25 protein-coding genes are annotated in these 25,753 nt (G+C 70.6%); 12 read left to right on the top strand and 13 right to left on the bottom strand.

Going from position 1 to position 25,753, the window contains the following annotated elements:
* Window positions 1-101: 101 nt before the first annotated feature.
* Window positions 102-2,051, bottom strand: a complete 1,950-nt coding sequence (locus PV734_RS36315) for a sigma-70 family RNA polymerase sigma factor (RefSeq protein WP_319293673.1) — start codon at window positions 2,049-2,051, stop codon at window positions 102-104.
* A gap of 205 nt (window positions 2,052-2,256) precedes the next feature.
* Here PV734_RS36315 and PV734_RS36310 point away from each other — a divergent pair, with 205 nt between their 5' ends.
* Window positions 2,257-2,670, top strand: coding sequence for an SsgA family sporulation/cell division regulator (locus tag PV734_RS36310; RefSeq protein ID WP_319293671.1), 414 nt, complete (start codon window positions 2,257-2,259; stop codon window positions 2,668-2,670).
* Window positions 2,671-3,251: 581 nt separating this feature from the next.
* Here PV734_RS36310 and PV734_RS36305 read toward each other — a convergent pair.
* Window positions 3,252-4,211, bottom strand: coding sequence for an ABC transporter substrate-binding protein (locus PV734_RS36305; protein ID WP_319093007.1), 960 nt, complete (start codon window positions 4,209-4,211; stop codon window positions 3,252-3,254).
* A gap of 493 nt (window positions 4,212-4,704) precedes the next feature.
* Here PV734_RS36305 and PV734_RS36300 point away from each other — a divergent pair, with 493 nt between their 5' ends.
* The 4 genes from PV734_RS36300 (at window position 4,705) to PV734_RS36285 (ending at window position 9,530) form a co-directional block, all read left to right on the top strand.
* Window positions 4,705-7,956, top strand: a complete 3,252-nt coding sequence (locus PV734_RS36300; protein WP_319293669.1) for an ATP-binding protein — start codon at window positions 4,705-4,707, stop codon at window positions 7,954-7,956.
* A complete protein-coding gene (locus PV734_RS36295; RefSeq protein ID WP_319093009.1) occupies window positions 7,953-8,429 on the top strand; it encodes a roadblock/LC7 domain-containing protein in 477 nt (158 codons plus the stop codon). Before PV734_RS36300 ends, PV734_RS36295 begins: the two co-directional genes overlap by 4 nt.
* An 80-nt stretch (window positions 8,430-8,509) precedes the next feature.
* A complete protein-coding gene (locus PV734_RS36290) occupies window positions 8,510-8,944 on the top strand; it encodes a DUF742 domain-containing protein (RefSeq protein WP_319093010.1) in 435 nt (144 codons plus the stop codon).
* Complete coding sequence (locus PV734_RS36285; RefSeq protein ID WP_319093011.1) at window positions 8,931-9,530, top strand: GTP-binding protein; 600 nt, start codon at window positions 8,931-8,933, stop codon at window positions 9,528-9,530. Before PV734_RS36290 ends, PV734_RS36285 begins: the two co-directional genes overlap by 14 nt.
* Window positions 9,531-9,611: 81 nt before the next feature.
* Here the strand turns inward: PV734_RS36285 and PV734_RS36280 are convergent, their stop codons facing one another.
* From PV734_RS36280 to PV734_RS36270, 3 genes are read right to left on the bottom strand one after another with little or no spacing between them, the layout of a single operon-like run.
* The gene (locus tag PV734_RS36280; protein WP_319093012.1) at window positions 9,612-10,277 is read right to left on the bottom strand and encodes an ABC transporter permease; all 666 of its coding nucleotides are present in this window, start codon (window positions 10,275-10,277) and stop codon (window positions 9,612-9,614) included.
* Window positions 10,274-10,996 (bottom strand): ABC transporter permease, encoded by a 723-nt coding sequence (locus PV734_RS36275; RefSeq protein WP_319093013.1) that lies wholly within the window; start codon window positions 10,994-10,996, stop codon window positions 10,274-10,276. Before PV734_RS36275 ends, PV734_RS36280 begins: the two co-directional genes overlap by 4 nt.
* On the bottom strand, window positions 10,993-12,171 hold the full coding sequence (locus tag PV734_RS36270) for an ABC transporter ATP-binding protein (protein ID WP_319293667.1): 1,179 nt from the start codon (window positions 12,169-12,171) through the stop codon (window positions 10,993-10,995). The genes PV734_RS36275 and PV734_RS36270 overlap by 4 nt, the downstream gene beginning before the upstream one ends.
* 238 nt (window positions 12,172-12,409) lie before the next feature.
* Here PV734_RS36270 and PV734_RS36265 point away from each other — a divergent pair, with 238 nt between their 5' ends.
* From PV734_RS36265 to PV734_RS36240, 6 genes are all read left to right on the top strand, one after another.
* Window positions 12,410-12,832: a hypothetical protein gene (locus PV734_RS36265; RefSeq protein ID WP_319093015.1), complete on the top strand. Its 423-nt coding sequence runs from the start codon at window positions 12,410-12,412 to the stop codon at window positions 12,830-12,832.
* A gap of 51 nt (window positions 12,833-12,883) precedes the next feature.
* Window positions 12,884-13,072 carry a hypothetical protein gene (locus PV734_RS36260; protein WP_319093016.1) on the top strand — a complete coding sequence of 63 codons (189 nt, stop codon included), beginning with the start codon at window positions 12,884-12,886 and terminating at the stop codon, window positions 13,070-13,072.
* A 183-nt stretch (window positions 13,073-13,255) separates the two neighbouring features.
* Window positions 13,256-13,474, top strand: a complete 219-nt coding sequence (locus tag PV734_RS36255) for a hypothetical protein (RefSeq protein WP_319293665.1) — start codon at window positions 13,256-13,258, stop codon at window positions 13,472-13,474.
* Window positions 13,475-13,655: 181 nt separating this feature from the next.
* Complete coding sequence (locus PV734_RS36250) at window positions 13,656-14,390, top strand: hypothetical protein (RefSeq protein WP_319293663.1); 735 nt, start codon at window positions 13,656-13,658, stop codon at window positions 14,388-14,390.
* Between the two features lie 140 nt (window positions 14,391-14,530).
* Window positions 14,531-15,106, top strand: coding sequence for a YdeI/OmpD-associated family protein (locus PV734_RS36245; protein WP_319093019.1), 576 nt, complete (start codon window positions 14,531-14,533; stop codon window positions 15,104-15,106).
* Window positions 15,107-15,229: 123 nt separating this feature from the next.
* Window positions 15,230-15,472: a hypothetical protein gene (locus PV734_RS36240; RefSeq protein ID WP_319093020.1), complete on the top strand. Its 243-nt coding sequence runs from the start codon at window positions 15,230-15,232 to the stop codon at window positions 15,470-15,472.
* A gap of 34 nt (window positions 15,473-15,506) precedes the next feature.
* On the opposite strand, the gene PV734_RS36235 is transcribed toward PV734_RS36240, so the two are convergent.
* On the bottom strand, window positions 15,507-16,439 hold the full coding sequence (locus tag PV734_RS36235) for an NAD(P)-dependent oxidoreductase (protein WP_319093021.1): 933 nt from the start codon (window positions 16,437-16,439) through the stop codon (window positions 15,507-15,509).
* 95 nt (window positions 16,440-16,534) lie between these two features.
* Here PV734_RS36235 and PV734_RS36230 point away from each other — a divergent pair, with 95 nt between their 5' ends.
* Window positions 16,535-19,639, top strand: coding sequence for a beta-N-acetylglucosaminidase domain-containing protein (locus PV734_RS36230; RefSeq protein ID WP_319293662.1), 3,105 nt, complete (start codon window positions 16,535-16,537; stop codon window positions 19,637-19,639).
* 248 nt (window positions 19,640-19,887) lie between these two features.
* Here PV734_RS36230 and PV734_RS36225 read toward each other — a convergent pair whose 3' ends face one another.
* The 7 genes from PV734_RS36225 to PV734_RS36195 all read right to left on the bottom strand — a co-directional run bounded on the left by PV734_RS36225 (window position 19,888) and on the right by PV734_RS36195 (window position 25,746).
* A complete protein-coding gene (locus PV734_RS36225; RefSeq protein WP_006375774.1) occupies window positions 19,888-20,175 on the bottom strand; it encodes an SCO5918 family protein in 288 nt (95 codons plus the stop codon).
* A gap of 96 nt (window positions 20,176-20,271) precedes the next feature.
* Entirely contained in the window at window positions 20,272-21,837 is a 1,566-nt protein-coding gene (locus PV734_RS36220; protein WP_319293660.1) for a DEAD/DEAH box helicase, read from the bottom strand.
* A 279-nt stretch (window positions 21,838-22,116) separates the two neighbouring features.
* Window positions 22,117-22,320 (bottom strand): cold-shock protein, encoded by a 204-nt coding sequence (locus PV734_RS36215; RefSeq protein ID WP_006373337.1) that lies wholly within the window; start codon window positions 22,318-22,320, stop codon window positions 22,117-22,119.
* 161 nt (window positions 22,321-22,481) lie between these two features.
* Window positions 22,482-23,465 (bottom strand): sugar kinase, encoded by a 984-nt coding sequence (locus PV734_RS36210; protein ID WP_319293658.1) that lies wholly within the window; start codon window positions 23,463-23,465, stop codon window positions 22,482-22,484.
* A 126-nt stretch (window positions 23,466-23,591) separates the two neighbouring features.
* Entirely contained in the window at window positions 23,592-24,359 is a 768-nt protein-coding gene (locus tag PV734_RS36205; RefSeq protein WP_319093025.1) for an amino acid ABC transporter ATP-binding protein, read from the bottom strand.
* The gene (locus PV734_RS36200; protein ID WP_319093026.1) at window positions 24,356-25,006 is read right to left on the bottom strand and encodes an amino acid ABC transporter permease; all 651 of its coding nucleotides are present in this window, start codon (window positions 25,004-25,006) and stop codon (window positions 24,356-24,358) included. Before PV734_RS36200 ends, PV734_RS36205 begins: the two co-directional genes overlap by 4 nt.
* Before the next feature lie 5 nt (window positions 25,007-25,011).
* The gene (locus PV734_RS36195) at window positions 25,012-25,746 is read right to left on the bottom strand and encodes an amino acid ABC transporter permease (RefSeq protein ID WP_319293656.1); all 735 of its coding nucleotides are present in this window, start codon (window positions 25,744-25,746) and stop codon (window positions 25,012-25,014) included.
* Window positions 25,747-25,753 lie beyond the last annotated feature (7 nt).

Raw genomic sequence — 25,753 nt, 5'->3', positions numbered from 1 at the left:
TCCAGGTCCGACCTGTGAGCAACCTGTGAGACAGGGGAAGTCGTGACGAGGTTGCTCGACGAGGAAAAATTCAACCGAAAGCGGTTCGTTCGATCGCCGGGTCAGCAGCCGCCGGGGTCAGGAACCGGGGCCTCATCAACAGGGCCGGGATCCACGGGAGTTGGGGTGACCGGGGCCGGATCCGGTTCGGGCTCCGGGTCAGGGGCAGGATCCACGACCGGACCCACGGGCGGCTCATAGACCGGCGGGTCCACGACGGGCGGCTCCACGACGGGAGGCTCCACGACGGGCGGCGCCACAACCGGCGGCGCCACAACCGGCGGCGCCACAACAGGCGGCGCCACAACAGGCGGCGCCACAACGGGCGGGTCCACAACCGGCGGATCCACGACAGGCGGCTCCACAACAGGCGGCTCGACAACCGGCGGCGCCACGACAGGCGGCTCCACCACGGGAGGCGCCACAACGGGCGGGTCCACAACCGGCGGATCCACGACAGGCGGCTCCACAACAGGCGGCGCCACAACGGGCGGCGCCACAACCGGCGGATCCACGACAGGCGGCTCCACAACAGGCGGCGCCACAACCGGCGGGTCCACAACCGGCGGATCCACAACAGGCGGCGCCACAACCGGCGGATCCACGACAGGCGGCTCCACCACAGGCGGCTCCACCACAGGCGGCCCCGGAGGCACATACACCCCAGGCGTCTCGATCACCGGCGGCACCGGCTCCTCGGCCGGGGGCTTCGGCGCCGAAGGCTCGTGCTCGACCGGCGCACCGGGAGCAGGCACAGGCGGCACAGCCGTCACCGTGCCCGCACCAGCCCCAGGTCCGGAACCCGCACCCGTGCCGGTACCCGTGCCAACACCGGTGCCGGTACCAGTACCGCTCCCCCGAGCCACCGTGACCACCGAAGCAGCGACCCGTACCTCGGTCGGGGCCCGCTCGGGCATCACCTCGGGCGCCGGGCCCGCCTTCAGCGGCACAGGCACCGTCACCGGCACGTCCGCCACCGGTGCCGGCGCCGGTGCCACTGGCTTGCCCGCCAGCGGAACCCGGGTGCGTTCCTGCATTTCGACCTGCGGAGAGGTGAGCGCGATGGTGATCGCGACAGCCGCTGCCGCCGCCCCGGAGGCCAACGCGAGCGCCTTGGGCGCCTTCGTGCCGGCGGTCACGACACGACGTACCGCATGGACAGCGTGTACCGCGTGCGCCGCCCCGCCACTGTGCCCGGCCGCGGCGGAGGCCGCGCTCGACGCACCGACGGACGACGCCGCGAGCGACAGCAGGTACTTCCCCGTGCCGCCCACCAGAAGCACCAGCAGGGCGGGGCCGACAAGCGCGGGCAGGCGGTCGTTCGTGCGCATCAGCAAAGCGAGTCGATGGCGGCAGTCGTCGCACGTGTCCGTGTGGGTGACGATCTGGTCGGACTGGCGACGGGTCGCGGTGCCGCGCACGTACGCGGGCATGCGGACCCAGTACGGCTCGCACGCCGTGTTGTCGGGGACGCCGGGCTGCTCACGCAGGAAGGCCTGCCGCATGCCTTCGCGGGCGCGGTGGAGGAGTACCGCCGTGGCGCCCTCCTTGGTCCCGGTGCCGATCTGCGGGCCGATCGCCGCCAGAGGCTGGCCCTCCGCCTCCGCCAGCCACAGAGCCTTGACCCAGCGGTCGGGGAGTTGGCCCAGCACCCGCACCAACAGGTCGACCGAGGACACCTGTTCGGCGGGGTCGTCGACGTGACGCCCTTGCGAGACGACCCGCTCCGGCCGCTCCGAACCGCCCTGCGGATCCTGCGGGGTCTCGCGCGCCGAGTTGCTGCCCACGGTTGCCGCCAGATGCCGGACCGTCGTCATCAGGTAGGCGGGCACGTTGTCGATCTCGTGCCCCGCCGACAGCCGTCGCCACACGCGGAAGTGCGCCTCGGCGACCAGATCCTCGGCGGCCCAGCTGCTCTTGGTGAGCGAACGCGCGTATGCGACGAGGCGCGGTTGCTGTTCCTCGTAGATACGGGCGTAGGCGTCGGTCGCGGTGGCGGTGTTGTCAATCATGGGCAGGAACGCTCCAGTTACCTGCGGATGGGACATTGAGGATGAGTTTGTAAGGCTAGATGACAAAAAACTCAAGTAATTACAGAAAGTGACGCACGTCACATGGGGTAACTCCGGTATTGGCGTAATGCCAGGGCACTACCGGAGGTCGAGGGGGCAGCTCGGCACAACCGGCCCAAGGCCTCACCCGGACGGGAAGACGATCATGTACAGAACCCTGGAGCAGTCCGCACGCGCCCGCCTGATAACCCCCGGTTACCAGGAGCTTCCACTGGTCGTCACCCTGCGCTACGACTCCGCCGACCCCCTCGCCGTGCACCTCGACTTCCCGGAGGACGTCTCGGTCGACGGGGAGCGAGTGACGTGGACCTTCTCCCGGCTGCTGCTGGAAGAGGGGCTGGACAACCCGGCGGGGATCGGTGAGGTCCACCTGTGGCCGTGTGGGCCGACGCGCACGGTCATCGAACTCCACTCGCCCTACGGGCTGGCCGTGATCCGGTTCCGTACGGCGCAGCTCCAGCGCTTCCTCCACCGCTCGTACGGGGTTGTCGCGCCGGGCATGGAGGATCTGGCACCGGCCGTCGAACGCGGCCTCGCCCTCCTGCTCGGCGGGGTCTGAACTCCGCGTAGACCGCCGCTCGGTTCACGTACAGCGGCCCAACGGCTTCCTCAGGAATGCTCGGCGTATGGCCGGCATCACTGACACTCCCAAGGCCGTGGACCCAAGGACCGTGGACCCCAGGATCGTGAACCCCAAAGCCGCGGTTTCCGGAGCCGTGGTTTCCGATGGCACTGTTCGTGTGCCGATCGTCGACGACGAGCCGGAGCTCACCGCGTTGCCGGCCGCAGCCGTTGCCCGAGCGGGCCGGCAGCCGTTTCTCGCGGCGGGCGGGCACAGTGCGCCGCGGATCGCGCGCGGCCGCGCCCCCAGCACCATCACCATCGCCTCAACGAGGACGCCCAACCGTGCCGGTCTGCCACGAGGAGGCCGTGGCGAGCCTCGCCTTCATCAACTCCCTTACGGCAGCGCATCCGCATCGTCGGGGCCTTCGCCGGCCGCGCGAAGGCCGACGCGGCCAAGGTGACGATGTCCACCGAGGCGCACGTCTTACGAGGTTCTCCCTGTCATGGCGAAGGCCGCACCCGTGAAAACGGATGCGGCCTTCGCGGTTCGAGCGCTTCAGGGAGTGCGGCGGAACGTCAGCCCAGGCCCGCCGACTTGAGCCACGCCTTGGCGACGTCCAGCGGGTCCTTGCTCTCCAGCTGTACCTGGGAGTCAAGGTCGAGCAGGGCCTTCGTGTCGAGCTTGGCGGAGACGGCGTTGAGCACGGCGACGCCCTCCTCGGAGAGCCCGCTCTTGTAGACCAGCGGCGTCACGTTCGCGAATCCGAAGAGGTTCTTCGGGTCCTGGAGGACGACGAACTTCTCCTTGGTGATGGTCGGGTCCGTGGTGAAGATGTCGGCGGCCTGCACGGTGTTCTTCTTCAGCGCGGCCTGGGTCAGCGGGCCGCCCGCGTCGAGCCCCTTGAAGGACTTGAACTTCAGCCCGTACTCCGACTCCAGTCCGAGCATGCCCTGTTGGCGGGTCTGGAACTCGGGCGAGCCACCCAGCACCAGGTTCGGCGCGATGTCCTTGAGGTCGGCGAGCGTGGAGGTCGCGGTCAGGTTGTACTGCTTGGCGGTCGCCGCGTTGACCGTGACGGAGTCCTTGTCCTCGGCCGGCGAGGACTCGAGCAGCGTGAGCTTGGAGTCGAGCTTGGCCTTCGCCGCGGCGTTCACGGTCGCGAGCGAGGTCTGCGCGGCCTTCGCGTCCAGGTAGGCCAGCAGCGAGCCGTTGTACTCCGGCAGGACGGTGATGGAACCGTTCTTGAGCAGGCCGTAAGTGGTCTCGCGGCTGCCGATGTTGGGCTTGTAGGACACCTTGATGCCCTTGGCCTTCAGCGCCTCGCCGTAGATGTCGGCGAGCAGGATGCTTTCGGCGAAGTTGTTGGAGCCGACGACCACGGTGTCACCGGCCGCCTTGTCGCCGGCGAGCGGGTCGGACTTGTCGTCGGACGAGGAGGAGCATCCCGCCAGCAGGACCGTCACCGCCCCGAGGGCGACGACCGCCACACCTGGGTGGTTCCTGAGGGACCTGCTGCTGTGGGCGTTGGTGGTCACGGTTCCCGTTCCGGGCTTGGGGGTTGATGAAGAATCAAACACGCTGCCCCTGATCCAATCCAGCCACTTCTTGATCAGTCAAGAGAATCCTGGTCACCGATTGACTTCGATCCGTGATCACTTTCGCCACTCGGGACGATCGTTGAGCCGGTGACGTGGACCAACCACCCGGGCCGACCGCCCGGGCCGGTCGGGAGATCACCCGCGTACTGCCCGAGAGGCCCTCCGTATGCCTCCGAGTACCGCTTCGTAATGGATTCTTGACTTAGGGCGACGCGCTAGCCCGTTCGAAGAGGGGATAGTCTCGCCGGAGTTGGCGTCCGTCACAGCGGTAGGCGGGGGCCGCAGCGGTGTGCGGGGGCCGCTTCCGTATCGTTCACATTCGGACAGGTTCGTAGTCGGACTCGTTCGTATGCGGACACGCGTGTGCAGCAGGTCGGCATACGCGGGAACCCCCCTTGCACGCCTGCGACACCTTCTTGAAGGAGGCCCGGTGTCCACGAAAGAAGTGGACGCGACCCCCCGGCCGGCATCCTCGGCGCCGACGTACGCGCGCCGGGGCCTGCGGGGCTTCGCCGACCGATGGCCCTTCCAGCGCAAACTGAACGTACTCGTCGGTATCCCGCTGACGGTGATCGCGCTGCTGCTGACGTACCTCATCGTCGACCTGGTGCAGGAGTCCAACCGCGCCGAGGACGCCGCCCGGCTGGTGCGCGACAGCTCCCACGTCGCACAGCTCGTCGCCGTACTCCAGGCCGAACACCAGCAGGCCATTCTGCTCTCCGTGCGGCACGAGGCGTCCCTGGCCGGTGTCGCCCCCTCCACCGACGGCTATCGCAAGGCACAGGCCGCCGTGGACGCGCAGGTGCGCAAGGTGGTCGACGCCTTCGGCGACCGGCTGCCCGACACCGAGCTGCAGGCCCTCAAGGAGGTCCAGGGCCTGACCGGTCTGCGGGCCACCATCGAGCAGGGCTATCTGCCCGCCAGCAACATCGACCCGGCGTACTCGGGCGCGGCCGACGGCCTCATCGACGGCCTGGGCCTGGACCGCGACTCCGACCTCGCGACCACCTTCACCGGTAACCTCCTCGACTCGCTGCTGCGCGCCGACGCGGCGCACGGCGCGTTCGAGACGGGCGTGTTCTCCGCGCGGACCGGCGACAGCAACGCGCTCATCGAGTTCACCGGCGCCGTCGGCTCCTACGACCTGTTCAACTACCAGGCCGAGCGGTTCGGCCGGTTCGCCGGTGAGGCGCAGACCGATGAGTTCGGCGGCATCGAACACAACGCCTCGCAGGCCTCGATCAACCAGCACTACGCCGAACTTGCCGTGGATCCGAGCGCGTTGCAGGCCGAGTCCAAGGGCGAGATCCGCGCCGCGTTCCGCACGGCCCTCGCCTCCTACCCCGAGTACAGCAAGCAGGCCGAGACCCGGCTGAAGATCACCGCGTCGCTCATCGACCAGATCGCCGACCGGGCCGACGACACCGCCTCCAGCGCCCAGTGGCGCGCGATCCTGCTGCTGAGCCTGGCGCTGCTCTGCTTCGCGCTGTGGATCGCCTTCTCCATCCTGGTCCGCCGCTCAGTGGTCCGCCCGGTGCTGGCGCTGACGGGAGCCGCCCAGGAGGTCGCCGACGTGGCGGGCCGCGAGCTCGCCCGCGTCGCCGACGACGACGCCGAGGAGTCCGGCTCCCCTCGCCTGCGCCAGCTGCCGGTCACCGCGGACGACGAGATCGGCGAACTCGCCGAGGCGTTCAACAACGTGCAGACCACCGCCGCCGCGCTGCTGGAGCGCCAGGTGCTCAGCCGCCGCAACGTCGCCGAGATGTTCGGCAACGTCGGTCGCCGCGTGAGCAACCTGACGACTCGTCAACTCGCGCTGATCGACGCGGTGGAGCGCGGCGAGACCGACCCGGCGCTGCTCGAACGTCTCTACTCCATCGACCACATCGCGGTCCGCCTGCGCCGCAACGCCGACAGCCTGATGCTGCTGGCCGGCATCCGCGAGACCGTGCTGGACTCCGGGCCGATCGCGCTCACCAACGTCGTACGTGCCGCGCTGGGCCAGATCGAGGGCTTCCAGCGGGTACGGCTGCGGGCCGCGACCGAGGCCATGGTGGAGCCCGACATCATCGGCGACCTGACGCTGATGATCGCCGAACTCCTCGAGAACGCCGTGTCGTTCTCGCCCGAGGACAGCACCGTCGAGGTGGTGGTCGGCTCCGACCACGACAACGCGTCGATCACCGTCGCGGACCACGGCCTGGGCATGAGCGCCGCGCGTATCGCCGAGGAGAACTCGCGCCTCGTGCGCCGCGAACGCCTCGACGTCGTCCCGACGAAGGTGCTCGGCCTGTTCGTGGTCGGTGCGCTGGCACGCCGCTGGGACGTCGACGTCAACCTCTCCCGTACCCCGGGCGGCGGTGTGACGGCCGAGGTGCTGATCCCGTCGACCCTGCTGTTGACGCCGGGCGAACTGGCCGCGGCGGGCCGTCTCGGCTCCTCCGACGCACCTGCCCCGCCCGCCGCGCTCGCCGCTCCGTCGGCCCCCGCGGCCGGCCCCTCCCCGTCATCCTCGATCCCGTCCACGGTCCCCTCCTGGGCCACACCCGAGGACGACGAGGCGACCACCCTCCCCCGCCGGGTCCCCCGCCGCGACGCGACCCCCGACGACCAGGAGACCGGGGCCCCACTGGCCCCCCTGCCTTCGGCATCCGCCACCGGGAACCTGACGACCCCGGCGGACCTGCCGGACCTGCCGGACCCGGCGCGCGACACGGTCACGGCCACGACCGTCGCGTCCACCGACACCTACGCGACCGGTCTCGCCGGCGCCGTCACGGGCGACTCCGGCCCCAACAGCCGTACGGCTGCGGCTGGTTCCGCCGGATACCCGGCCGAGCCCGGTCTCTCCGCCCTGGCCGGCGACAACGGTGACACCGGCGACGTCGACGACACCGGCTCCACCAGCCGTACGTCCGCGCTCAGTTCCATCGCCCCCTGGGCCAACGCCGGTGCCGAGCCGGGGAGTTCGACCGAGGCCGGGATCCCGGCGTCCCGCGCCTCCGAGCCGACGTTCCACGCCCGCGCGGAGCACGGAACCGAGGCCCAGGCCCACTCCCGTACGGCGGAGCACGTCGCCCCCGCCGCCGCGACGGAGCCGTTGCCCGCCCACCCGGCCGGGTCGCGGCCCGCCGCCCGCACCACGGAGCCCTCCACGCACACCTATCCGGCCGGCCCCGAGAGCGGCCTCGCCTCCGCGGCAGGCGGCCCCGGTGACTCCGTACACGGAACAGCCGGGACGACCAATACAGGCAGTGCGGCCGGTACAGGACAGGGCGCCGCGCCGGCCGCAGCCGACCCGTTCGCCGTCGGTCCCGACGGTTCCCGTCCGCTCCGTCGAAGGGTGCGCGGCGCGACCCTGCGGACGACCGCCGACACCGCCGCCCAGCAGGCCGCGCGCCAGGCCCCCCGTCCCGCCGACGCGGACGCCGTGCGCGATTCGCTGGAGGAGTTCGAGGCGGCCGTGGCCCGCGCGCACCGCGACACCGGCGAACACCCCCGCCTCGCCGAAGCCCTGACCCCTCGCCGGACCGACCACCAGCGCGACCACCGTCCCGGCGTCTCGCCCGACCCGACGTCCGACCCGACCGTCCCGAGCGACCGGACAGAGCCGTCCGACCCGATCGCCGTCAGGGACAGCCCGCATCACCAGAACCACCTTCCGGAAGGAGCCGAGCAGTGAACACGTCGACAGGTGAGACTCCCGCCGGAGACGCCAGGCCGACCGATCTGCGAGCCGCCGCAGACGACTTCACCTGGCTGCTAAACCGTTTCGCCACCGAGACCGCAGGCGTCGTGGACGCCATCGCCGTGTCCTCCGACGGGCTGCTGATCGCCGTGTCGGCGCTGCGCGAGCACGCCGACTCCGAGCGGCTGGCCGCGATCGTCTCGGGCATCACGAGCCTGGCCGCCGGCGCCTCCGGCAACTACGGCCTGGGCGGCCTGAACAAGGTCATCATCGATCTGGAGGGCGGCCATGTCCTGGTCTCCGCGATCGGCAGCGGCGCCGTGCTCGGCGTGGTCACCGGCAAGGAGGCCAAACTGGGCAACATCGCCTACGAGATGACGGTGTTCGCCAACCGCGCGGGCAGCGCGCTCAGCCCGCAGCTCGTCCTGGAACTGAAGAACACCGTCGGCGCCACACGTCTGCACTGACGCGAGCCACCACAAAAGCTGCAGATAGTCGCAGAAAGCCGCAGAAAGCCGCGGAGAGACCATAGAGAGAGCGAAGACCGATGGCGGACGGCCGCACACCGCGCGGGGCCGGCGAGGACGATGTCGTCCCCGTACCCGCCGTACGGCCCTTCCTGGTCACCGCCGGCCGCGTGGCGGGCGGCGCGGGCGAGGCGTCGTCCGGCAGGACGATGCCCGTGGAGACCCAGCTGGTGGCCACCACCGGCGGCCTCGCCGCGCTCGACCGGCTCTCCTTCGAACAGCACGACATCGTCGCCGCCTGCCGCGTGCCGCAGTCCATCGCGGAGATCGCGGCCAGGTTGCGGCTGCACCTGAACGTGGTGCGGGTCCTCGCCGAGGACCTCCGGACGGCGGGGCAGTTGTCGGTGCACATGCCCGACTCCGGCATCACCCACGACGCATCCGTTCTGCGCAGGGTTATCGATGGCCTGCGGGCCATCCCCGACTCCCGGAGGGTACTCCGTGACACCGACTGAACCGCTGGTACGCACCTCGGCCGGACAGGCCGCCGTACGGCCGCCGTTGCCGGTGAAACTGGTGATCGCGGGTGGTTTCGGCGTGGGCAAGACCACCGCCGTGGGCTCGATCTCCGAGATCGAGCCGCTGACCACCGAGGCGGCCATCACCGAGGTGGCGGCGGGCGTGGACGACCTCAGCCACACCCCGACCAAGACGACCACCACGGTCGCGATGGACTTCGGCTGCATCACCATCGACCCGACACTGAAGCTGTACCTGTTCGGCACCCCCGGACAGGAGCGGTTCGGGTTCATGTGGGACGACATCGTGGAGGGCGCGATCGGCGGCCTGGTCATCGTGGACACCCGCCGTCTCGACGACTGTTACGCCGCCGTCGACTACTTCGAGCACAAGCAGATCCCGTTCGCCGTCGCCGTGAACGCCTTCGACGGCCAGACCGCGCACACGCTGGACGAGGTCCGCTGGGCCCTGGACGTGTCCGAGGGCGTACCGCTGCTCGTCTTCGACGCACGGGAGCGCGGCTCGGTGCGGGACGCTCTGCTGGTTGTGCTGGAACAGGCTCTTGCCCGGAGCGGCGGGTAAATACAGGTACAGATACGAGTACTTGCGGTTGTGGGGGAACTGCGGGCCCGTAGTGGCTGGTCGCGCAGTTCCCCGCGCCCCTCAACCCCGGCGTACGCCGGGAGAGACCGCCGCCCGGCCCGCCACCCAGAACAGCCCCAGCGTCGCGAGGGCCATACCGGCGACCAGGGTGGCGCCGCCCACCACCTTCTCGTAGTCGTGCTGGTAGAGACCGTCGACGATGTAGCGGCCGAGGCCACCGAGGCTGACGTACGCGGCGATGGTGGCCGTGGAGACGATCTGGATGGCCGCCGAACGCAGGCCGCCGAGTATCAGCGGCAGCGCGACGGGCAGTTCGACGCGCAGCAGGATGCCGGACTCGCCCATACCCATGCCCCGAGCCGCGTCCACGGGGGACGGATCCACGGAGCGCATCGCCTCGTAGGTGGTGACCAGGATCGGCGGTACGGCGAGGACGACCAGCGGGATCATCACGGGCAGCATCCCGAACCCGAGCGCGAGGGTCGTCACCACCAGCAGGCCGAAGGTGGGCAGTGCGCGACCGGCGGTGGCCACCAGCGAGAGGACGTTGCCGCCACGGCCGTAGTGACCGGTGACCAGGCCGACCGGGAGCCCGATCAGGGCGGCGAGGGCGAGCGCCTCCAGGGAGTACTGGACGTGCTCCCACAGGCGGGTGGGAATCCCGTCGTAGCCCTGCCAGTGCGCGCTGTCGCCGAAGAAGTCGTGGATGAAGTTGATGACGTTCACCGGGCGGCGTCCTTAAGGGCGGGCACGGCCGGCTCGGGCCGGACCCCGGCGGGCCTGGACTTGGCGCCGCGCGCGGCGCTCGGCATCCAGGGGGTGAGCAGGATGCGTACGACGACCAGCGCGGCGTCCGCGAGCACCGCGAGAGCGGCACTGGTGATCACGGAGTTCCAGGCGAGTTCCGGCCGGTTGTAGATCTGGGCGTCGTGCAGCAGGTTGCCGAGCGCGCCCTGGTTGCCGATCAGCATGCCGACGCTGACGAGGCTGATGCTGGACACGGTGGCGACCCGCAGACCGGCGATGATGGCGGGCACCGCGATCGGCAACTGGACCTGGACGTAACGGCGTACGGGTCCGAAACCCATGGCGGTCGCGGCGGCGAGGGTCTCCTGCGGGACCGAACGGACCCCGTCGACGATCGCCGGGACGAGCACGACCAGGCTGTAGACGGTGAGCGGGATCATCACCGTCAGTTCGGTCTGACCCGTGTAGTCGATGAGGACGACGAAGAAGGCCAGGGAGGGGATGGCGTAGAGCACGGTCGTCACCCACAGCACGGGCGGGTACAACCAGCGCAGTCGCACACACAGTTGGGCCAGTGGAAGCGCCAGCAGCAGCCCGCCCAGCACCGGCAGCAGGGCCTCGCGCAGATGGAGCCCGATGAGGCCGAGCCAGTCGTGCTGGAGATCGCTGGGGATGTCGAAGAAGCGGTTCCAGTTCACCTGACGACCTTCTGCCCGCTGCCCCCGCTGCCGCCGGTGCCGCCTGAGGTCGGCGTCTCCGCACGGCCTGCGGCGTGGGCGTGGGCGCCGCGGATGGCCTCGCCGATGGCCGCCTGGGACACGACTCCGGCGGCCCGTCCCTCCGCGTCCACGGCGACCGCCCAGCCGGTGGGCGACAGGACGGCGCAGTCGAGCGCGGCGCGCAGGGAGTCCTGCCCGGCGACGAACGGCCGCCCGTAGGGCAGCAGTCGGCCGGGGTCGACCTGTCCTGCCGTCAGCCCGCCGGGCTCGCTCCAGCCGAGCGGACGCCCGTCGAGGCCGGTGACGAGGAGATAGGGGGCCTCGGTCACGCCACGCGTGGCGATCTGCTCGGCGGTGGCGTCGATCGCGACGATCGGGGTGGTGAGCAGTTCGAGTCCGCCCGACGAGAAGAACGACAGACGCCGGATTCCCCGGTCGGCGCCGAGGAAGTCCTCGACGAACGCGTCGGCGGGGTCGGACAGCAGCTCGGCGGGCGGCGCGTACTGGGCGAGCCTGCCCCCGGTGCGCAGCACGGCGACCATCGTGCCGAGCTTGACGGCCTCGTCGATGTCATGCGTGACGAAGACGATGGTCTTGCCCAACTCGGCCTGGATGCGCAGGAGTTCGTCCTGAAGCCCCTTACGGACGACGGGGTCGACGGCGGAGAACGGCTCATCCATCAGGAGCACCGGAGGATCGGCGGCCAGGGCACGGGCCACACCGACGCGCTGCTGCTGGCCGCCGGAGAGCTGATAGGGGTACCGCTTGGCGAACGAGGCGTCGAGCCCCACCCGTTCCATCAGTTCCCGCGCCCTCGTGCGGGCCTTGTCCTTGCTCCAGCCGAGCATCCGGGGCACGGTCGCGATGTTGTCGACGACCGTCCGGTGCTGGAAGAGTCCGGCGTTCTGGATGACGTAACCCATCCCCCGGCGCAGGGTGTTGACCGACTGCTGACGGCTGTCGACACCGTCGATGAGGATCGTGCCCTCGCTGGGTTCGACCATCCGGTTGATCATCCGCAGGGTGGTCGTCTTGCCGCAGCCCGAGGGGCCGACGAGGACGGTGATCGAACGATCCGGTATGTCGAGGGAGAGCCCGTCGACGGCCACCGTGCCGTCCGGGTATCGCTTGGTGACTGAATCTATCCGTATCAAAGCGCCGAATACCCCTCGGGTCTGGCTGTTTCCGCCCACTCTCGACCAGCCGAGTTCCGGGCCGTTGCGGGGAGAGTCTAAGCCTCGTACGTTTCGGACGTTTCCACGGGAGGCATCGAGACACACGCCCCCGCCGACACCCCGCTTCTCGCACCCCGCACCGCTGAAATCCCGTGGCAACCGGCCACCCCGACCTGTACGTTCCGTCCCGTGACCGAGAACGACAGCCGAAAGGGCGATGCCGCGTAGGCGCCCGTCCGCCCTGCGGGGCGAGGTTCCCGCGCGGAGCCGGAACCGACAGCGGGACCCGTCCGTCGACCGCCTCTCCGGTTCCTGCGTCGCGGACATCCGCCGGCTCGAACTGGCCCGCCGGTGGCCGGAGTCGACAGCGACAGCCCTCTCCCAGTGGCGGCTCCTGGCGCACGGCCCGCTGCGCCGCTTCGCGGAGCCGTTCCCGGCGGACGCGTGCGGCATCCCCGAATGCGGATGCCGCCCGGGCTACTTCCGGGACCACCTCGAAGAGGTACTGCACGCCCTGCCCAGGAAGAGCGCCCGCGAACTGCGCGCGCTCGTCAGGTCGTTGGACCGAACGATCCTGGACCGCGCCAGGATCCTCCGGGTGAACCATCCCGACGAGCCCTGGTGGCGGGGGCAGTTGTGAGGTGTGAGTCATGAGGGTGCGGGGCGTGAGGTGCGAGGGAAGGGCGAGCGAGTGAGCAGAAGGCGCTACGTCGCCCGTGGCGTGCCCGGTGGCTACCGGATCTGGGACAACCGGGGCCGCCGCTGGTGGGGCGACCTGTACGAGCTGTGCCCCGACGACCTGCTCACCGAGCTCAACGGGGCGGCCGACCAGGACCGGCTCACGGCACTGCTCAAGCGGTACAGGGCGCTGAAACGCTAGCCGGAACCCGCGGCACGAAGCGACCCACCAGGTGTACCGGACTACACCCCGGGTTCGGGAGGCCACTCCCTCGTGGCGGAGCGGCGTTCCCGGGATCGTTGACCTCGGAAGCAAACGCCTCCCAGATCAACCTCTCTCGCCTCTCCCACCTGGTCTTTTACGGTCCACCTGGAAGGACACCCCATGAAGTCCCTGCTCGCCTCCAAGCCGGTCCTCTGGTTCCTGTTCCTGTTCAACCTCGCCGTCGCGGCCGTCGCGCCGTTCGTCGTCGACGGCTCGCAGGGCGTCATGACCGCCGTCGGCATGGGGGTCGTATCCCTCGGCGCGGGCGCCAGCCTCTTCAAGGGTCGCGGACGGCAGCAGGACCGGCGGGTGAGCGGGGCGCACCGGCAGCGGATCTGAACTCCTCCCCTGACAGCCGAATGGCGCCGGCCGGGGCAGCAGGGGCTGTAGGGGCAAAACGCGCAGGTCAGCAGCGTGCCAGGGGCACCCTGGCGGTTACTGAGGGTCGGCGAGCGGTTGCGAGCGGTGGTGGGGCTTCCCACTCTGGGCCCAAAGAGAGCAGCTCTCGAAAGGACTGCGCATGCGCGCCCTCGTATCCCGTTCCGGCCCCCGCTCCCGCGGGCTCCTCCTCCCGTCGTCCGTCGTCTGTGCCGCACTCATATTCGGTCCGGTCGGCACGGCCGTCGCCGTCAGCGACGCGAGCCGGGACGCCTACGCCTCCATCGGCGCCCGCACCTCGTGGTCCTTCGCGTCCGTGGCGTCCTCCACGGCCTCCCCGTACGCGGACCGGATGCTCAAGCGGCTCGGCGCCCTGGACCGCGCCGACCGGAGCGACGTGCTCGCCCCGGTGCTGAACGTCCTGACCGACCTCACCAGGCAGACGGGCACCGGCCGTCTGACCGCGACCCAGGCGGCCGGGTTCGCCGAGGCGGTCGAGTCGGCGAAGGCCTCCCTCAAGCAGCGCCTCGCGGACCGCACCGGCAGGACGAACAGGGTCGCGGCAGCCATGGCCGACCCGGTCTCGGACCTCCTGGACCAGCTCCAGGCAACGCTCAGCGGCCTCCTCGACACGGTGACCGGCCTGGTCGGCGGCCTGCTCGGTACGGTCACGGGCCTGGTGAGCGGCCTCCTCGACACCCTCGGCAACCTCCTCGGAGGCCTCCTGGGCAGCCTGCCACCCCTCCCGGTGGACCTGCCCCCGGTCGCGCTCCCCCCGCTGGAACTGCCCCCGGCCCCGCTGCCCGCGCCGTTGACGGCGGAAGACGAGACTGCGGGATACATGACGGCGGAGGACATGGCCGACATGGTTCAGTGACTCGGGCGCGCCAGCCCGATGGCTGGACAGCCGGATAGCCGGACGACCCTGTGGCCCGTCCCGTCGACTGTCGTCGGGACGGGCCCGGTTCGCGGCGAATCCGTGCCCATGACCTCGCCCGCATGTGATTCGCTGCCGGGGTGACTCAGGACCTGGAGACCATCGAGTTCGAATCCCCCGAGGCCTTCGAGGCATGGCTCGGTGAGAACCACACGGCCTCGCCCGGCATCTGGCTGAAGCTGCGCAAAAAGGGTCCCGGAATCGTCGCCCTGAACTACGCCCAGGCCCTCGACGTGGCGCTCTGCTACGGCTGGATCGACGGCCAGAAGGCCGCGTTCGACGACGAGTGGTGGCTCCAGAGGTTCACTCCGCGCAGGCCGCGCAGCAGATGGTCCAAGATCAACTGCGGCAAGGTGGCCGTCCTGATCGAACAGGGCCGGATGCGCCCCCAGGGGCTCGCGGAGATCGAGCGGGCCAAGGCGGACGGTCGCTGGGATGCGGCGTACGACAGCTCGAGGACCGCCACAGTGCCCGACGACCTCGCGGCGGCCCTGAAGGCCGTCCCGGCCGCGGCGGCGTTCTTCGAGGCGCTGGACCGGCAGAACCGCTTCTCGATCCTGTTCCGGATCCAGGACGCCAAGAAGCCCGAGACCCGCGCCCGCCGGATCCGGACGTACGTGGAGATGCTGGCGAAGGGCGAGAAACTCCACCCGTAGTCGGCACGCCGTCCGACGAGGACGGTGGAGCGGCCGTCGTCGCCCGGACAGCCCTCGCCGGTGGTGGCCCGGCGGCGGGGTCGCCGGCCCGGGACCCCCGCCCGTCAGCAAGGGAGCAGCCGTATGCCCGGCCCGAACGAGAATCCCGGCCCGCCCGGTTCCGACGCCCTCACCGAGACCTTCGCCTTCGTCTGCCTCGACTGCGACGCGACCTGGAACCGCACCTTCGACCTCGTCCCCCTCCTCGACCCGGCCGGGTGCCTGAACCCCCTGGAGTACGTCGACGATGAGGGCCGCGCCATGCACTCCCCCCTGACCGACGCCGTGTGCGGCGTCTGCGGCAGCCGCAAGGTACGGGTCGGCTGAAGCGGGATCAGCACGAGGCCGGACGAAGGCCCGCCTATTTCTCCGCGACCTTCCCTTCGCCCGTCCCGTCGGACTTCTCGTCGAAGGAGGCGAAGTACACCGCCGCCATGTCCTCGTCCCCGTGCCCCTGTTCGACGGCACGCCGGAACCGTTCGGCGCTCGCGGCGGCCACGTCCAGCCGTACGCCGTTGCGCTCGCCCGCCTCGACGATCAACCGGGCGTCCTTCGCGGCCGTGGACACCGCGAAACTCGCCGGAGTCAGCTTGTCGTCCAGGATCAGGCCGGCCTTGGCTCGCAGGTAGCCCATGTCGAGCGGGCCGCCGGCGATGGCGTCGAAGAAGCTCCGCGGGTCGACACCGAGAGCCTGGGCGAGGGCCAGGACCTCACCGGTCGCGTTGGTGGCGGCGAGCACCCAGCTGTTGGCGACGAGCTTGAGCCGCGTCGCGCTGCCCGCCCCGCCCTCCTCACCGGTCCACACCGTACGGGCGCCGACCGCGTCGAGGACGGGCACGACGGCAGCCCGGTGCTCCGTGGGCCCGGCGGCGAGCACGAGCAACTGCCCGGCCTCGGCCGGCTGCCGGGTCCCCAGCACGGGCGCGTCGAAGAAGGCGAGCCCCCACTGACTCGCCATCGCGCCCAGTCCGCCGATCGCGTCCACCCCCGCGGTGGTCGACTGCACCCACGCGGCTCCCGGACGGAGCGCGGGCGCGGCCTCCCGCATGACATCCCGGACGGCGTCACCGTCGTAGAGCATCGTCAGGACGACATCCGCGTCCCGTACGGCGTCGGCGGGCGTGTCGCAGACCTGGACGCCGTTCTCGGCGGCCAGCGGTTCGGCCTTGGCCCGGGTCCGGTTCCACACCCGGACGGTGTGGCCGGACCGGGCGAGGTTGCGGGCCATGGCGGCGCCCATGATGCCGGTGCCGAGCACGGCGACGGACAGAGCGGGTGTCTCGATGTCGGTCATGGGCTCAGTAAAGCAAGTGGACGGGGTCTTGCCGTCGGGTGAATCCATCCACCAAGATTCCGCACGATGGATAAAATATTGAACCGGAGCCGGCCGTGACCCCGGCACTGAAGTCAGCGAGCGGCCTCCTGGCCGCACTGGCCCTCTGTGTGCTGGGCACCGCCCCGGCCCCCGCCGCGGCGGCGACGCCCCACTCCGCCACCGCGGCCTCCGTCCCCCACATCTGGCCGACCCCCCAGCAGTCGCGCCCCGGCCACGGCGCCCAACCGGTTCCGAAGCAGGTCGTCGAGGTCATCGGCCACGCCACCGACCCCGCCGCCCGCGCCCTCGTCGAGCGTGTCCTGCGTGACGCCGGCGCCCGCACCATCCGTACCGTCACGGCGGGCCGCCCGACACCACCCGCCGCCCTCACCGTCTACGTGGGCGGCCCCACCGAGAACCCGGCGACAGCGCGGGCACTCAAGCGCCTGCACGCCGAGCCCCCCACCCAACTCCCCTCCGGCGGCTACACGTTGGCCACCGGCAAGGGCACCATCGCCCTGTCCGGCGTGGACGCGACGGGCACGTTCTACGCCGCCCAGACCCTCCGCCAGCTGATCACCCACGGCTCGGTCCCCGCCACGACCGTCCGGGACTGGCCGACGACCGCCCTGCGCGGAGTGATCGAGGGCTTCTACGGCGCCCCCTGGACCCAGCGGGACCGTCTCTCGCAACTCGACTTCTACGGCCGCACGAAGCAGAACGTGTACGTCTACTCCCCCAAGGACGACCCGTATCTGCGCGCGAACTGGCGCGACGACTACCCGCCGGCCCAACTGGCCAACCTGAGACAACTGGTCGACCGGGCAGCCGCGAACCACGTCCGCTTCACCTACGCCCTCTCCCCCGGTCTGTCGGTCTGCTACTCCTCGGCCGCCGACATCCACGCCCTGGTCGCCAAGTTCGAGTCGCTGTACGCGATCGGCGTGCGCTCGTTCGCCGTACCGCTGGACGACATCAGCTACACGGCGTGGAACTGCCCTGCCGACGAGCGGGAGTTCGGCACCGGAGGCGGCGCGGCCGGCACCGCTCAGTCGACGCTCCTCAACGCCGTCGTCAAGGACTTCGTCGCCGCGCACGACGACGTGACCCCTCTCGAAATGGTCCCGACCGAGTACTCGGACCTCGCCGACTCCCCGTACAAGACCGCGCTGCGGGAGAAGCTGGACCCCTCGGTCATCGTCGAATGGACGGGCGTCGGGGTCATCGCTCCGTCGATCAGCACCGAACAGGCCCGCCAGGCAAGGGAGTTGTTCGGTCACCCGATCCTCATCTGGGACAACTACCCGGTGAACGACTACACCACCAGCCGCCTCCTCCTGGGCCCCTACACGGGCCGAGAGGCAGGCGTGGCCACCCAGGTCACGGGCATCACCGCCAACCCGATGATCCAGGCGGAGGCCAGCAAACTCGCCCTCTTCACCTCGGCGTCCTACGCCTGGAACCCGAAGGCGTACGACCCGAGAGCGGCCTTCCTGGCCTCGGTGAAGGACTTCGCGGCGAACGCGTCCACGGCCGCCGCCCTCCGCGTCTTCGCGGAGAACAACTACTCCTCCCTCCTGGACGCCACCGAGTCACCCACCCTCACCCCCCTCCTCAAGGCGTTCACGACGGCGTACGAGAGCGGCGAAGGCCTCGACAAGGCGGCCCGCGCCCTCACCACCTACTTCGCGGCGATGGCCGCCGCCCCCGCAGACCTCCGCGCGAACCTCGCCAACCCACGTTTCCTGAGCGAGACTTCGGCCTGGCTCGACAAGCTCGGCGCCTACGGAGAGGCGGGCCGTACCGCCGTACGGCTGATGCTCGCGCAGGCGAACGGCGACTCGGACGCGGTGGCCACTCTCTACGCCCGCCTCCAGTCGCAGCGCAGGCAACTCGACTCGGTCCCGCAGCAGATCGCCCCCGGCGTACTGGACCGCTTCCTGTTCGACGCGACCCTGCGAGCCGCCCCCGACCCCGGCCCGGACGCCTCCTTCAGCCCCACGTCCCTGTCACTGTCCCCCGGTGGCACCACGACGGCGACCCTCACCATCGCCGACGCCCGAGCCACCACCACCGGCACAACGACCTGGAAAATCAAGGCGGTTGACGGCCTGACGGTCACCCCGTCCACGGGCTCGGTGACCGTCCCGGCGGGCGGCAAGGTCACCACGACTCTGACCTTCACGGCGGCGAGCGGGACGAGGGCGGGCACAAGGTCGGTCGCCGTCACCGGAGACAACCTGGTCAGCCGGGCGATTCCCGTACGGATAACCGGGGTCGTCGGCGGCAGCGAACGCGCTCTCACCGCCAACTTCAGTGGGGCGTCGGTCAGTTCGGTGGACCTGACCTCCGGCGTGTCGACGGAGATTCCGGTCGGCGCCAACCCGGGGGAGATCGTGGTCGGTTCGGACGGCCGTACCGCCTATGCGGCGAACCAGGGCTCGGACACGGTGAGCGTCATCGATGTCGCCGCCGCGAAGGTCACGTCGACCGTGGCGGTCGGGGACGTGCCCGCGGGCCTCGCCCTCACCCCCGACGGCCGGACCCTCTGGGTCGCGGACTACTCCGACGACGCGGTCCAGCCGATCGACCTCGCCACCGGCACGGCGGGCGCGAAGATCCCGGTGGGCGACGGCCCGGAGAACATGGCGATCACCCCGGACGGCACCACCCTGTACGTGGCGAACATCCACGACAGCACGGTGAGCCCGGTGGACCTGGCGACGACCACGGCCGGAGAACCGATCGCGGTCGGACCGAACCCGTTCAACGTGGTCACGGCTCCCGACGGGCGCACGGTGTACGTGTCCAACTCCGGCGGCTCGACGATCACACCCATCGACACCACCACGGACGAAACCCGCCCGACCTTCCTGGTCACCGGCCAGGCGTACGGTCTCGCGGTCTCCCCCGACGGCCGCACCCTCTGGGTCAGCGCGAGCAACGGTGACACGATCACCCCGCTCGACACGGTGACCGGCGCTCCGGGCACCCCGGTCACCGTCGGCCGCTCGGCCTTCGACGTCACCCTCGACTGGAACGGCACCACGGCCTACGTCACGACAGCCGACGCGAACACCCTGGTCCCGGTGACAACAGCAACAGGAAAGGTAGGCACCCCCCTGAAAACAGGCGCCTACCCCCTGGCCACAACGACAACGGGAGTCCCAGTCACCTGACTCCACCGCCCCACCCGCGCCCCCGTCTTGTCCGGGGGCGCGAGGAACCGCGCGACAAGCCCCCACAGACCGGCACCCAAAAACGCACCACCCCTAAAGGGGCGCGAGGAACTGCGCGACAAGCCCCCACGGGCCCGCACCCAACAACGCACCACCCTCAAAGGGGCGCGGGGAACTGCGCAAAACCCCCAACGCACCCGCACCCAAAGAGCAACGCCAGCCAACACACCGCCCAACCGAACGGAGTGCTACTGCATCTCGGCCCAAGGGTCGATGACCGCCGGCCGGGCCGGTGCCGGCGCGGCGGCCGGACGGCAGGTGAACCCGAGCCGGTTGAGCGCGGCGATCATCTCCTTCTCGGTGAAGTCCCGCCGGTCGAGGCGCGTGATCACCGCGCCGACCTGCTTGACGGGGTAGTCCACGCCACCGATACCGACGGCCGCACTGGTGATGGGCTCGGGAGCTACCCCGTCCATCTTGTGCGTGACCTCGCTCATGATCAGGTCGAACGGGAATCGGGCGATCACACAACGCATGGTGCCTCCGCAGGTCAGAAGGGTCCGGGGTCAGTGGTTCTGGCGCCGATCGGCCTGAAACCGACCGGCTGGGGTGGAGCTGGGACGGCGCGGGGGTCAGCCGGCCTGACGGGCGTCGGAACCCGGGCGCCGATTACGGGGCGCCCTGCGTCGGCGGCCGCGAGGCTCACCGGCGGAGTCCTGCTCCGTACGGGCGGACGGGTTACCGCCCGACACACGCGGCGGCTTGGCACCGCCACCGGTCGGACGTGACGCCTTCTTGGCACCGCCGCCGCCCGCCGTACGGCCCTTGCCCGCGGCGCCACCGCCCGCGGTGCGCGCCGTGGCGGAACCGCCCTCGGCGGAGCCCCGGCGGGAACGCGAACCCGAACCCGAACCCGAGCCGGAACCCGCGCCCGAACCGGACCGGGACCGCGAGGATCTGGACCGGCCGCCGGAGCCGTCGCCCTTGGGGGCGGCCGGCGGGGTGGGGGCCGGAACCGGGATGACCACAGGTATGCCCGAAGGCGTACGGGCACCGGTGATACGGGTCAGCTCGGCGGCACCGGGGGAGACCTTGGCCGTGTTCGGGTCGACGCCCGCCGCCCGCGTCAGGCTTCGCATCTCGCGCCGCTGCTCGGGCAGGACCAGGGTGACCACGCTGCCGGACGCCCCGGCACGCGCCGTACGGCCGCCGCGGTGGAGGTAGTCCTTGGCGCCGCCGGGCGGGTCCACGTTGACGACCAGGTCGAGGTCGTCGATGTGGATGCCACGGGCGGCGACGTCGGACGCCACCAGCACGGTGACCTCGCCCGTCTTGAACTGGGCGAGTGTGCGCGTGCGTTGGGGCTGGGAACGACCGCCGTGCAGGGCCGCGGCGCGGACGCCGCTCTTCAGCAGGTGCTTGGTGAGGCGGTCGACGCTGCGCCGGGTGTCCATGAACATGAGCACGCGGCCGTCACGGGCGGCGATCTCGGTGGCGACCGTCTTCTTGTCGACGTCGTCGACGTAGAGCACGTGGTGCTCCATCGTCGTGACGGCGCCGGCGTGCGGGTCGGTCTCGTGCACCAGGGGGTTGTGCAGGTAGCGGCGGGCGAGCCGGCCGACGTCCGCGTCGAGCGTGGCGGAGAACAGCATGCGCTGGCCCTTGCGCGGCACCTGGTCGAGCAGATAGGTGACCTGCGGCAGGAAGCCCATGTCGACCATCTGGTCGGCCTCGTCGAGGACGGTGACGGAGACCCGGTCGAGGCGGCAGTCGCGGCGGTCGACGAGGTCGCGGAGCCGGCCGGGCGTCGCGATGACGACCTCGGTGCCGGCGCTCAGCGCTCGGGCCTGACGCGAGATGGGCAGACCGCCGACGATCGTCGTCATCCGCAGGTTCATGGCGTGGGCGTGCGGGGTGAGCGCGTCCACGACCTGTTGGGCGAGTTCACGGGTCGGTACGAGGACGAGGGCCAGCGGGCGTCCCGTCTCGGCGCGCTGTCCGGCGAGTCGGGCCAGCATTGCCAGGCCGAAGGCCAGGGTCTTGCCCGAGCCGGTCTGACCACGGCCCATGACGTCGTGACCCGCGAGGGTGTCCGGCAGCGTGGCCGCCTGGATCGGGAAGGGGACGGTGATGCCCTCGACGGTGAGGGAGGCCAGCAGCGAGGGCGGCAGGCCCAGGTCGGCGAACGACCGGTTCATGCAGAACCTTCCTCAATGCGGCACGTCGACAGAATCACGGCAGCGCTCAGCGTCCGCCGCGACAGCGGCAGCACACAGGACAAGGGGGCCGTGGGGACGGGCCGAAAGGAAACGAGCGGTGAAGGGGGGATACCCCCGAGAATCAGGGACGGCGACCGGTGTCCGGTACTGAAAGCGTCCCGAAAAAACTGTGAGCCGGGGCCCACACCCCTAGGTGCGGGCCCCGGCCACAATCACGTGGTTTGCCGGTCCACTAGTGGACCGCCAGGTTCACGCGGATCAGGCGGGGAGGATGTTCTCCGCCTGCGGGCCCTTCTGACCCTGCGTGACGTCGAACGTCACCTTCTGGCCCTCGTGGAGCTCACGGAAGCCCTGGGTGGCGATGTTCGAGTAGTGAGCGAAGACGTCGGCGCCGCCGCCGTCCTGCTCGATGAAGCCGAAGCCCTTTTCCGCGTTGAACCACTTCACGGTACCGGTGGCCATGTCAAATCTCCTTGGGGCATGCTCGGGGGCCCGCACCGTGCGGACCCCGCGTCGCCGCAATGATCGCCCCGCCGGAACTAACACCGGAAATCTTTGGGAACCACAACTGCAACTGAAAACTACGCTAGCACAGAACCTGGCCCCACGGACGTGCGGCAATGTCACACGTCCGGCGGGAATAGCCGCGCAAGCTCACCCAGGTCAGGGGCCATGGGGACGTCCTCGCGGGTGCCCAGGGCGAGTGCGGCCATGCGGTGCCCCAGTCGCAGCCCCGCCGTGGCGTCCCGATCTTCGAGGAGGGCGGCGAGGTATCCGGCTGCGAAGGCGTCACCCGCGCCGACCCGCTCGACGACGCGCGACACGGGGGTGGGTACGAAGGTCTCCGTGCCGTCCTTCGCGTACGACGTCGCTCCGTGCCCGGCGTCCTTGACGACGATCACGCCGGCCGGGCGCAGCAGGTCCCGGATCTCCTCGGGTTTGCCGGTGTTCCAGAGGGCCTCGGCCTCGTCCCGGCCGACGAGGACGATGTCCGCGGCGCGGGCCAACTCCAGCAGGGCTGTGGGGGCCGCGTCGGCGGGGCGGTGGCGCCAGAGGGCGGGGCGGTGGTTGACGTCGAAGGAGACGAGGGGGCCGGGCACCGTCCGCCGGACGAGGAGGGCGGTGAGCAGTTCGGCGCAGCTGTCGGAGAGGGCGGCGGTGATGCCGGAGAGGTGCAGCAGCCGGGCCGAGGCCAGCAGAGGCAGGCGGGCCAGTTCGGGGCCCATACGGGTGGCCGCGGAGTCCCGGCGGTAGTAGTAGGTGCGGGTGCCGTCGGCGGCGGGGTCCTTGAAGTAGACGCCGGTGGACCGGTCGGGGTCGATCTCGACGGCGGACACGTCGACGCCCCGGCCGGCGAGGTCGTCGACGATCCGCCGCCCCAACGGATCGTCCCCGACCCGGCTCACCCAGGCCGCCCGATGCCCCAGAGCGACAAGCCCACAGGCCACATTGGACTCGGCCCCACCGACCCCGAACGAGAGCCGGCTCTGCCGTTCGAGCGCCGAGTCGTCAGCGGGGCTGAGCACGGCCATGGTCTCCCCGACACAGACGACATCGGAACGGTGATCGGAACGGTGAGAGGAGTTGCGCGAGGGCAGGACAAACACGAAGGGTGTGCTCCTTGAACGCGGACACGGTCGCTGCGAAGAGGGGCGCGGGGCTCATGAGCCCAAGGGGCGCGGGGAACTGCGCGGTCCGCCCCCACCGGCCCGCGGCCGGGCAACCGCCCGAACCTACGTTTCCAGCACCCTGTGCAGAAACTGCTGCGTACGTGCCTGTTCCGGAGACCCGAACACCCTCTCCGGCGGCCCCTGTTCGAGCACGACACCCCCGTCCATGAAGACGACCCGGTCCGCGGTGTCCTTCGCGAACCGCATCTCGTGCGTCACGACGACCATGGTCATCCCCTCCTCCGCGAGGGACCGCATGACGCCGGTGACCTCGCCGACGAGCTCCGGGTCGAGTGCGGAGGTGGGTTCGTCGAAGAACATGACGGCGGGGTCCATGGCGAGCGCGCGGGCGATGGCGACGCGCTGCTGCTGTCCACCGGAGAGCTGCGCCGGGTAGGAGTCGGCCTTCTCCGACAGTCCGACCCGTTCGAGAACGGCCCGCCCGCGCTCCTCGGCCGCCGCCCTGTCCAGTTTCCGGACCTTGCGCAGGGCCAGCGTCACGTTGCCGAGGGCCGTCCGGTGCGGGAAGAGGTTGAACTGCTGGAAGACCATCCCGACGTGGCCGAAGATCTCCGGCGCGCGTTTGCCGTCGTGAAGGGGAACGCCGTTGACCCACACCTCCCCGCTGTCGGCGCGTTCCAGGTCGCACATGATCCGCAGCAGCGTGGACTTGCCCGAGCCGCTCGCGCCGATGAGGACGACGACCTCGCCGGGCTCGACGTCGATGTCGACGCCCTTGAGGACGTCGAGCGTGCCGAAGCGCTTGTGGACGCCGGTGAGGGAGATCCCGGCGGCTGCTTTCTCCACGGGGTGGGCGGCGGTGGTCGTCATGCGAGGACAGCCTTTCGTTCCATCCGCCGCACGACGAGCGACAGCGGGTAACAGATGACGAAGTAGAGGACGGCGACCGCGAGATACGTGGTGGCCGGGTCGCCCGCGCGGTCGATGACGGCCTGTCCCTGCCGCAGCAGTTCGACGTAGCCGATGACGACGGCGATCGACGTGTCCTTGATGAGGGACAGGTACTGCCCGACGAGCGGCGGCAGCACGATCGCCCGGGTCTGCGGCAGCACCACGGAGACGAAGGTCCGCACCCGCCCGAGCCCGAGGACCCGGGCCGCCTCCCACTGCCCCTTCGGTACGGCCTCGATGCCCGAGCGGAAGATCTCCGCGATGTAGGCGCCCTGGTAGAGGGTCAGGGCGAGCAGGGCGGCGCCGAAGACGGTGATTCCGGCGAGGTTGAGGTAGGCGGCGCCGAAGTAGATGAACAGCATCTGGATGAGGAGCGGGGTGCCCCGGAAGACCTCCAGATAGGCGCGGGCGAGCTGGGCCAGCACCGGCACCCGGCTCGTCCGTACGGCCGCCACGACCAGGCCCGCGAGGGTGCCGGTGACGATCGCGGCGGCGGACAGCCGCACGGTGGCCCAGAGGCCCGAGGTGAACAGTTCGCGGTTCGACCAGATGACCGACGAGTCCATGGGGCTCAGGCCTCCTTTCGCACACGTACGGGCAGGAGCCGGCGTACGGCGTCCAGCGGGCGGGGTCGTACGGCGGCCGGGCGCAGCGGGGGCTTGAAGGCCACGCGGCCGATCAGTCCGGCCGCGAGGACCACCAGGTTGGTGAGGACGAGGTAGAGGACGGCGGCGATGCCGAAGACCTCGACGGTCAGCAGGGTGCGGGAGTTGATGACCGTGGCCGTGCCGGTGAGTTCGGGGACGGAGATGGCGGAGAGGAGCGAGGAGCCGAGGATGATCTGCACGAGCTGGTTGACGACGGCCGGGTAGACGTTGCGCAGCGCCTGGGGGAGGACGACGTGCGCGAAGGTGCGGGCCGGGCCGAGGGCGAGGACGCGGGACGCCTCGCTCTGGCCGCGCGGTACCGCCTGGATGCCGGCCCGGAAGATCTCGGTGAGGTACGCGCCCACGTTGACGCCGAGCGCGAGGACGCCGGCCTGGACGGGGCTCAGGCGCAGGCCCGCCGAAGGGAGGGCGAAGTATGCGACGAACATCTGGAGCAGGACGGGGGTGTTGCGGATGACCTCGACGTACACGGCGGCCGGTGCGCGCAGGACGGCGTACCGGGATCTGCGGGCGAGGGCGCCCAGCAGGCCGAGAGCGCAGGCGAGGGCGAACGCGGCCAGCGACAGGCGCAGGGACAGCCAGGCCGCGTCGAGATAGGTGGGCCAGTCCTGGAGGGCGTAGTTCCAGTCGGTGAGCACGTCGGGG

It is taken from the genome of Streptomyces sp. AK08-02, assembly GCF_033795085.1.
GTDB lineage: Bacteria > Actinomycetota > Actinomycetes > Streptomycetales > Streptomycetaceae > Streptomyces > Streptomyces echiniscabiei.
Note: the sequence above shows the minus strand (reverse complement) of the source record. Positions and strands in the feature narration are given on the sequence as shown.